The organism is Streptomyces abyssomicinicus (assembly GCF_008974245.1).
In the GTDB taxonomy this organism is placed as follows: domain Bacteria; phylum Actinomycetota; class Actinomycetes; order Streptomycetales; family Streptomycetaceae; genus Streptomyces; species Streptomyces abyssomicinicus.
In genome coordinates, this window is the sequence record NZ_BBZI01000011.1 from 127,679 (window position 1) to 135,837 (window position 8,159).

Annotated in this window: 5 protein-coding genes; 3 read left to right on the forward strand and 2 right to left on the reverse strand. The window is 76.3% G+C overall.

What is annotated here, in order from left to right:
- The first annotated feature begins 125 nt into the window (after positions 1-125).
- The 3 genes from GBN72_RS25925 to GBN72_RS25935 all read left to right on the forward strand — a co-directional run bounded on the left by GBN72_RS25925 (position 126) and on the right by GBN72_RS25935 (position 4,563).
- The gene (locus tag GBN72_RS25925; RefSeq protein WP_174887202.1) at positions 126-3,089 is read left to right on the forward strand and encodes a helix-turn-helix transcriptional regulator; all 2,964 of its coding nucleotides are present in this window, start codon (positions 126-128) and stop codon (positions 3,087-3,089) included.
- A 9-nt stretch (positions 3,090-3,098) separates the two neighbouring features.
- On the forward strand, positions 3,099-3,779 hold the full coding sequence (locus GBN72_RS25930) for a maleylpyruvate isomerase family mycothiol-dependent enzyme (RefSeq protein ID WP_151774335.1): 681 nt from the start codon (positions 3,099-3,101) through the stop codon (positions 3,777-3,779).
- Between the two features lie 82 nt (positions 3,780-3,861).
- The gene (locus tag GBN72_RS25935; RefSeq protein WP_151774336.1) at positions 3,862-4,563 is read left to right on the forward strand and encodes a copper homeostasis protein CutC; all 702 of its coding nucleotides are present in this window, start codon (positions 3,862-3,864) and stop codon (positions 4,561-4,563) included.
- 546 nt (positions 4,564-5,109) lie between these two features.
- Here GBN72_RS25935 and GBN72_RS25940 read toward each other — a convergent pair.
- Positions 5,110-7,083: a HelD family protein gene (locus GBN72_RS25940; RefSeq protein WP_151774337.1), complete on the reverse strand. Its 1,974-nt coding sequence runs from the start codon at positions 7,081-7,083 to the stop codon at positions 5,110-5,112.
- A 332-nt stretch (positions 7,084-7,415) separates the two neighbouring features.
- Positions 7,416-7,934 (reverse strand): GNAT family N-acetyltransferase, encoded by a 519-nt coding sequence (locus GBN72_RS25945; protein ID WP_151774338.1) that lies wholly within the window; start codon positions 7,932-7,934, stop codon positions 7,416-7,418.
- Positions 7,935-8,159 lie beyond the last annotated feature (225 nt).

An 8,159-nucleotide genomic window follows, 5' to 3' on the forward strand; every position in this document is an offset into this window, starting at 1 on the left:
GTGCGGCCGGCACGGCCGACGCGGTGGACGTGAACGGCGGGCCGCCGGGAGGTGTCGTGGCGGGTTCCGGCCAAAGGGGGTCTGCCCTGCGCACATCCGTTGCCGGCCCGTCGCAGGCCTGTGCGATGCTCCGGAGGGTGGAGACCAGGAACGTGAGCCCCGTGTTCGTCGGGCGGACGGAGGAACTGCGGGTCCTCGGCGAGGCGCTCGGCCGGGCGGACGCCGCCGAGCCGCAGGCGCTGCTGCTCGGCGGCGAGGCCGGGGTGGGCAAGACGCGGCTCGTCGAGGAGTTCGCCGCCGCCGCGACCCGCCGCGGCGCGGTCGTCGCCGTCGGCGGCTGCGTGGAGATCGGCGCCGACGGGCTCCCCTTCGCACCCGTCTCCACCGCCCTGCGGGTGCTCCGCCGCGAACTGCCCGAGGAACTGGCCGCCGCGGCCGCCGGCCAGGAGGACGAACTCGCCCGCCTGCTGCCGGAGCTGGGCGACGCCGTGCCCGGACGCCACGACGACGAGGGCATGGCCCGCCTCTTCGAACTGATCGCCCGCCTGCTGGAGGACCTCTCCGCCGCCCGGACCGTGGTCCTCGTCATCGAGGACCTGCACTGGGCCGACACCTCCACCCGCCACCTCCTCGCGTACCTGCTGCGCACCCTGCGCACCGGCCGCCTGCTGGTCCTCGCCACCTACCGCTCCGACGACGTCCACCGCCGCCACCCGCTGCGCCCGCTCCTCGCCGAACTGGACCGCCTGCGCACCGTGCGCCGGGTCGAGCTGGCCCGCTTCAGCCGCGACGAGGTGGCCCGCCAGCTGACCGGCATCCAGGGCGCCGCGCCCGCCTCCGACCGCGTCGACGACATCTACCGCCGCTCCGACGGCAACGCCTTCTTCGTCGAGGAACTCGCCTGCTCGGACAGCGCCGAATCACTGCACGACCTGCTGCTGGTGCGCGTGGAGCGGCTGCCCGACGAGGCCCAGCGGGTGGTGCGGATCCTCGCCGAGGCCGGTTCCTCGGTGGAGCACCGCCTGCTCGCCGCCGTCGTCGAGCTGCCCGAGGACCGGCTGGACGAAGCGCTGCGGGCCGCCGTCGGCGCCAACCTGCTGCTCGCCGAGGTGGAGGGGAACTGCTACCGGTTCCGTCACTCCCTGGTCCGCGAGGCCGTCGCCGACGACCTGCTGCCCGGCGAGCGCGCCCGGATCAACCGGCGTCTGGCCGAGGCGCTGGAGGCCGACCCCACGCTGGTCGCCCCCGACCGGCGCGTCACCCGGCTGGCCGGCTACTGGTACTGCGCCCACGACGCCGCCAAGGCGCTGCCCGCCGTGCTGGAGGCCGCCCTGGAGGCGAGCTGCCGGCGTGCCTACGCGGAGCAGCTGCAACTGCTGGAGCGGGCGCTGGAGCTGTGGGACATCGCGCCGCCGGAGGTCCGGGGCGGGCTGCGGGAGGCCGAGTTCGAGGACATGCTGCTGCTCGGCCCCGGCGAGCGCTCCGAGGGGTTCGACTACATCGACCTGCTGTCGCAGGCCGCGATCGCCGGCCGGCTCTGCGGGGAACGGGACCGGGCGCTGAAGCTGGCCCGCAGGGCCCTGAAACTGCTGGACGAGAACCGGGACCCGCTGCGTGCCGCCTGGTTCTGGAACCAGAAGTCGCTGCTGGTCCAGGCGCTGGCACGCGGTGACGGGCGGGCCGAACTCGACAAGGCGCGGGAGCTGACCCGCGGGCTGCCCCCGTCAGAGGTGCGCGCCTGGGTGCTGGCCCACTCGGCGGCCTGGGCGATGGTCCGCCACCAGGGGCCGGAGGCGATCGCCTCCGCCGAGCACGCCGTCGAGTACGCCCGCATGCTCGGCGCGCTGCCCGCCGAGCTGAACGCCCGGGCCACCCTGGGCTGCCTGCGCTTCCACTCCGGAGACGTGGCCGGGGGACTGCGGGAGCTGTACGCGGTCAAGGAGGAGGCGATCGCCGCCGGGCTGGCCGACCAGGCCGCCCGGGTGTACGTGAACCTGCCGTCGGAACTGGAGTCGGTGGGCCGGTACCGGGAGGCCGTGGCGATGCTCGAGGAGGGCGCCGCCTTCACCAAGCGCAACGGCCTGGTCGTCTCCCGGGCCTGGGTGCACGCCAATCTCGCCGAGGCGCTGTACTCGGTGGGCGACTGGGACGACGCGCTGCGGGCCGACGAGAAGACCCAGCGGATCGGGCACGCCGCGAAGCCGCAGGGGATAGGCCGCCTGATCTCCGCCCTCGTCGCGCTGCACCGGGGCGAGGTGGAGGAGGCGTCGGGCCTGCTGGAGGAGGCGCGGGAGCTGTTCGGCACCAGTGACCGGCTGCCGCAGGAGTCCCTTCCGATGGCCCGCACCAGGCTGCTGCTGGCCTCGGCCCACGGCCGGACCGACGAGGCGCGGGCCGTCCTGCTGGCCGCGCTGGACGCCGGGCTGCCGCCGGGGGCGGTCGTCTACAGCTGGCCGCTGCTGCTCGCGGGCGCGGAGGCGGAGATCGCCGCGGGGACGGCGGACGAGGCGGTGCTGGAGCGGCTGCGCACCGAGGGCCGCCGGCAGGTCACCCCGGCGCCGGTGTGGTGGGCGCACGAGCTGTGGCTGCGGGCGTCGCTGCGGCGGGCGGCCGGTGGCGGCGACGCGGGGGCGGAGGTGGACGACTGGTCCGCCGCGGTCACCGCGTTCGAGACGCTGGAGCGGCCCTACGACCTGGCCCGGATCCGGCTCCGGCTCGCCGAGTCCCTGGTCGCCCGCGGCGGGGACGGCGACCTGGAACGGGCCGCCGAACTGCTGGTGCTGGTCGGCGCGGCCGCCCGCCGTCTCGGGGCGCGCCCGCTGGCCGAGGCGGCCGAGGCGCTGCTCCCCTCCCGCCCCGCGCTCGCGCCGGGGGACGGGTACGGGCTGACGGCGCGGGAACGGGACGTGCTGCCGCTGGTCGCGGCGGGGCGGAGCAACCGTCAGATCGCCGACGCGCTGCACATCTCGCCCAAGACGGCGAGCGTGCACGTCTCCAACATCCTCGCCAAGCTGGGCGTCGCCACCCGCGGGGAGGCGGCGGCGCTGGCGCACCGGCGCGGGCTGGCCGGGAGCGGCGACCGCGCCTAGCGTGACGGCATGACGACTTCTGCCGACGCACGACACCCCGTCCGTGACCCGGAGTTGCCGGGCAGGCTCCTCGGCCGCGAACGCGAGGAGTTCGTCCCGCTGTTGCGCTCCCGGCCGGATGCGGACTTCCTGGCGCCCGTACCGGCCTGCCCCGGGTGGACGGTGCGGGACGCGCTGGCGCACTGCGGCGCGGTGCTCACCCGCCTGGTGGAGGGCCGGTGGGAGAAGGGGGTCGGCAGCCCCGGGCACAACGCGCGGGACATCGCGGCGCGGGCCGACTGGCCGGTGGCGCGGATCGTCGACGAACTGGACCGGGGGATGCGCGAGGCCGGCCCCGTGATCGCCGGCCTGGAGGACGGCGGCGTGCGGGACGGGGTGGCGCTCGGCGAGTGGGTGCACGCGGGCGACGTGCGGGAGGCGTGGGGGCTGCCCGGCGCCTACGCCGGGCCCGGGCAGGCGGACGCGCTGCGGCTGCTGGCCTGGGTGACCGGGTCGTTCCGCCTCGTCGCCGTCCACGCCGACCTGGACGGTTACGACGAACCGCTGCGGCTGGGCGACGGCGCGGCGGTGCCCGCGCGGTACATCGGGGACGCGGCGACCCTGCTCCGGCTGTACTCGGGGCGGCCGGTGGCGGGGGCGTCCTACGAGCTGGCCGGGGTGACCGGGGCGGAGCTCAACCTCTTCGGCTGACCGGGCCGGGCCGGGGCGCGTACTCTGGGGGTCCGATTGGACTAGACCTTTGGGGTGGTTGCCCGTGGGCGCGGAGCGTGCGGTGCATCGTGCGGTGCTGGAGGTGATCGCGCTCGACGCCGAGGACGCGGTCGCGGCGCAGGACGGCGGGGCGGACCGGCTGGAACTGGTGACGGACATGGCGGCGGACGGGCTGACCCCGTCCGCCGCCGTCTTCGCCTCGGTGCGGGCGGCGGTGGACCTGCCGGTGCGGGTGATGCTGCGGCTCGCGGACGGGTTCTCGGCCGGCGGCGACGCGGGCGTGGCCGAGCTGGTGCGAAGAGCGGATGAGCTGAGGGAGGCGGGGGCGGCGGAGTTCGTCCTCGGCTTCCTGGACGAGGGCGGGCTGCTGGACGTCGCCGCGATGGAGCGGGTCGTGGACGCGCTCGACGGCTGCGCGTGGACGTTCCACCGGGCGCTCGACCACGCGGCGGACCGGGACGCGGTGCGCAAGGCCGTCGCGGGGCTGCCGGGCGCCGACCTGTGCCTCACCGCGGGCGCGGCGGGCGGGGTGGACACCGGCCTCCCGGTCCTCCTCGCGGAGGCCGCCGCCCTGTCCCCGGGCGACCCCGGGCTGATGGCCGGCGGGGGACTGCGGCTGGAGCACGTGCCGGTGCTGGGCGCCGGGGGCGTGCGGGCGTTCCACGTCGGCGGCGCGGTGCGGGCCGGAGGGTGGGACGGGCAGGTGTCCGCGGGGGCGGTACGGGAGTGGCGTGCGGTGGTGGACGGCGTGCTCGTGGCATGACGCCCCCACCGGTGCGGGCCACGGGGCGGACCGCACGCTCCGCGGCGTGCCCGCACCGCGTGTCCCCGAGCCGCGGCGGTGCCCGCCCCGCGCGTCCCCGAGCCGCGGCGTGCCCGCCCGCGGCGTATCCGAGCCGGGCCACCCGCGGGGCCGGCCGTGCGGCCGGGAGCGCCCCCGGCGACGCCCACCCGCGCGGGCGGCGTCGTTGTGGGGCCTTGGTGGCAACCGGCCTGTGGTGGACCCGGGTTCGGGCCGTGTGTGGGGTGAGACCCGGGCGTGCCCGTCCCGGCGGCATCCGCGTGCGTGGGCAGCGTCGTTGTGCGCCTCGGCGAGCAACCGGGCTGTGGCGGCTGCCGGTTGGTGTCGCATGTCGGGTGAGACGTGAGGGCGGCCGCCCCGGCGGCACCGCCTGTGCGGGCAGTGCCGTCGGGGGCGCCGGGGCGCGGTGCGGGCCGGGGCCGGTTCGGCGCCGTGGGCGGGACAGGTTCCGGCGGCCACGGCTCCCCGGTACCGCCCGCGGGGAGCCGGAGCCGGAGCCGCGGAGGGTCAGGCGAGTTGCTCCGGCAGGTCCGTCGCGTGGGTGACGACCAGCCCGGAGACCGCTCGGGTGAGGGTGACGTACAGGCGGCGCAGGCCGGTGCGCTCGTCGGGCTCCCCGTCGACCACGGCCCGCGGCTCGTCGAGCACGACGTAGTCGTACTCGAGGCCCTTGGCCAGCGAGGCGGGGACCAGCGTGAGGCGGGTGCGCGCCGTCGTCTCCTCGCCGGGCCCCAGGTACCCGACGCCCGCCGCGGCCAGCGCCTCGGCCAGCACGGGCACCCGGGCGTCCGCCGCGATGAGGCCCACCGACCCCTCGTTGCGCAGGAGTTCACCGCAGGCCGCGACGACCGCCTCCGCCCCCTCCACCCGGCGGATGTCGAAGAACCCGGGGTTCTCCCGGACCGACGCCACGGGGGTGAGCCCCGGAGCGATGTGCGGCAGCAGCCGTGAGGCGTACGTGATGACGTCCGTCGGCACGCGGAAACCGGCGGTGAGCTCCTCCACCACACCCTCCGGCTTGCCGAGGTGCCGTAGCGCCTCGTCCCAGCTCCGCGTGGCCCACGGGGTCGTGCCCTGGGCGAGGTCCCCCAGCACCGTCGCCGAGCCGGTGGTGCACCGGCGGCCCACCGCCCGGTACTGCATGGGCGAGAGGTCCTGGGCCTCGTCCAGCACCACGTGCCCCAGCGAGGACGTCCGCTGCACCAGGTCGGCGGCCTCGTCGATCAGCACCGCGTCCGCCGCCGACCACTTCGCGGACCGCACCGACCGGGCGGGTTTCGTCCACAGCAGCAGCTTCTGCTCGTCCTCGCCGAGCACGCCGTCCGCCTGTCCGGCGAGGAACTCCGGGTCGGAGAGCAGCCGCAGCACCAGCTTCGCCGGGTCGACCGGCGGCCAGAGGACCTTGACGGCCGCCTTCACCGCCGCGTTGCGGGCCACCGCGTCCTGCACCCGGTCGTCCGGGGCCTCCCCGGCCTGCTCCATCCGCACCAGCACCGCGTGCGCGATGCGCTGCGGCAGCGCCTCCCGGGCGGCTCCGTACCGGATGTCCCGGGCCAGCAACTCCTGGACGATCTCCTCCAGTTCGTACGCCGGGAGGCGCCACCGCCGGGAGCCCCGGACCACCACCAGCGGCTCGGTGGGCATCGTGACGTGCGACCGGACGGCCCGCCGCAGCACCTCGGCCAGCCGCGCGTCGCCCTTGAGCAGCGCGGTGGCCGGCTCGTCGGCGCCGCGCACCTCGACCCCGGAGACCTGGGCGACCAGGTCGTCCACCGTGGCCTGCTTGACCTCCAGCTCGCCCAGCGCGGGCAGCACCTGCTCGATGTAGTGCAGGAAGGAGCGGTTCGGGCCGATCACCAGGGTCCCGGTGCGGGCCAGCCGGTCACGGTAGGCGTACAGCAGGTACGCGACACGGTGCAGGCCGACCGCCGTCTTGCCCGTGCCGGGGCCGCCCTGCACACAGACCGTGCCGCCCAGACCCGAGCGGACGATCTCGTCCTGCTCCGGCTGGATGGTCGCCACGATGTCCCGCATGGGGCCCACGCGCGGCTTCTCGATCTCCTGCTGGAGCAGCCGGCTGGTGGTCTCCGCCTCCGCCGGGTCGGTCAGGTGCTCGTCCTCGTACGCGGTGAGCTCGCCGCCCGTGTACCCGAAGCGGCGGCGCAGCCCGACGTCCATCGGGTCCTTGCGGGACGCGCGGTAGAACGGCTGCGACACCGGGGCGCGCCAGTCGATCACCATCGGGTCGCCGTCCGCGTCGTGCACGTGGCGCCGCCCGATGTAGAACCGCTCGCCCTCGCCCCCCTCCGCCCGGTCCGCGCCCGGCGAGTGCAGGTAGTCGAGGCGGCCGAAGAAGAGCGGGGTGTCGCTGAGGTCGGCGAGGGCCTTGATCCGCTCGCCGATCTGGTGGGAGAGGACCTCCGCGTTCACCCAGTTGGCGGTGACGTCCCGGATGTCGAGGGCTTCGACGTCCTCCCGCATGGCCCGCAGGGCGGCCCGGGAGGCCGTGAGATGGGCCCGCTCCCGGGCGAGCGGGCCGTCGGACGGACTCGTCGGACCCGTCGGATTCGTCGGAGTCGTCGACGTCGTCGGACTCGGAGGACTCGTCGGTCTGGTGGACGGGCTCGATGGGCTGGACACGGCATGCCTCCGGTCGTACCTGATGGTGTGCGGTGACAGCCGCCGGAGCGCGAGCGCGCGGGGCGGCGGGGCCGGCCGGTTTCCGTCCGGTCGGCGGCACTCCGGGGTGGGGCGCGGAGGCGGGGAGACGCGGGATCTTACGCCCTCGCCGTGGCACGGGGCGAATGCCGCGGTCAGGCACCGGCCCCCATCGGGCGGCCGGCCGGAGCGGGCCCGGTGAGGGTCCGGCGGTAGACCTGCCGCGATCCGCCCTCCGGACCCCGCGCCGCCGGTTCACCGGCCGTGAACCCGAGCCGCTCGTAGAAGACCCGTGCGCCGCTGCTCACCGCCCCGGGATGGTCCGCGCCGAAGGTGACGACCTCCAGGACGGCCGGCCGCTCGGGCACGAAGCGGGCGACGGCCGCGTCCAGCAGCGCGCTGCCCACGCCCGTTCCCCTGGCCGCGGCGGAGACGACCAGCCAGTCCAGATGGTGCGCGGGCGACTCCGTGCCGCGCACCGGGTCGAACAGCAGCCCGCCCAACGGCGCGGAACCGCCGTCCTCGGCGAGCAGCGCCGTCCCCCGGGTCAGGTGGGTGCGCAGGGCACGGTGGAAACCCGGCTCGGCCACCATCGGGCCGAACCACTGCTCCACCTGCGCGGCCAGCCGCAGGAACGCCTCCATGTCGCGCTCCCGCGCCTCCCGGATCCGCATCGCTCCAGCATGGCAGCCGCGAGGACGGTGGGTCCGTGAGGACGGCGGATCCGCGGGGGACGGTGGGTCCGCGAGGGCGGTGGGTTCGCGGGGGGCGGTGGGTCTGCGAGGACGGCGGTTCCGTGCGGGCGGTGGGTCCGCGGGGGATGGTGGGTTCGCGAGGGCGTGGGTCTGCGGGGGGCGGTGGGTCCGCGAGGGCGTGGGTCTGCGGGGGGCGGTGGGTCC

Excerpts from the sequence above, each read along its gene's own strand:
- GBN72_RS25925 (WP_174887202.1), top strand. The coding sequence starts at position 126 with ATGCTCCGGAGGGTGGAGACCAGGAACGTGAGCCCCGTGTTCGTCGGG.
- GBN72_RS25930 (WP_151774335.1), top strand. The coding sequence starts at position 3,099 with ATGACGACTTCTGCCGACGCACGACACCCCGTCCGTGACCCGGAGTTG.
- GBN72_RS25940 (WP_151774337.1), bottom strand. The coding sequence starts at position 7,083 with ATGCGGGAGGACGTCGAAGCCCTCGACATCCGGGACGTCACCGCCAAC.
- GBN72_RS25945 (WP_151774338.1), bottom strand. The coding sequence starts at position 7,934 with ATGCGGATCCGGGAGGCGCGGGAGCGCGACATGGAGGCGTTCCTGCGG.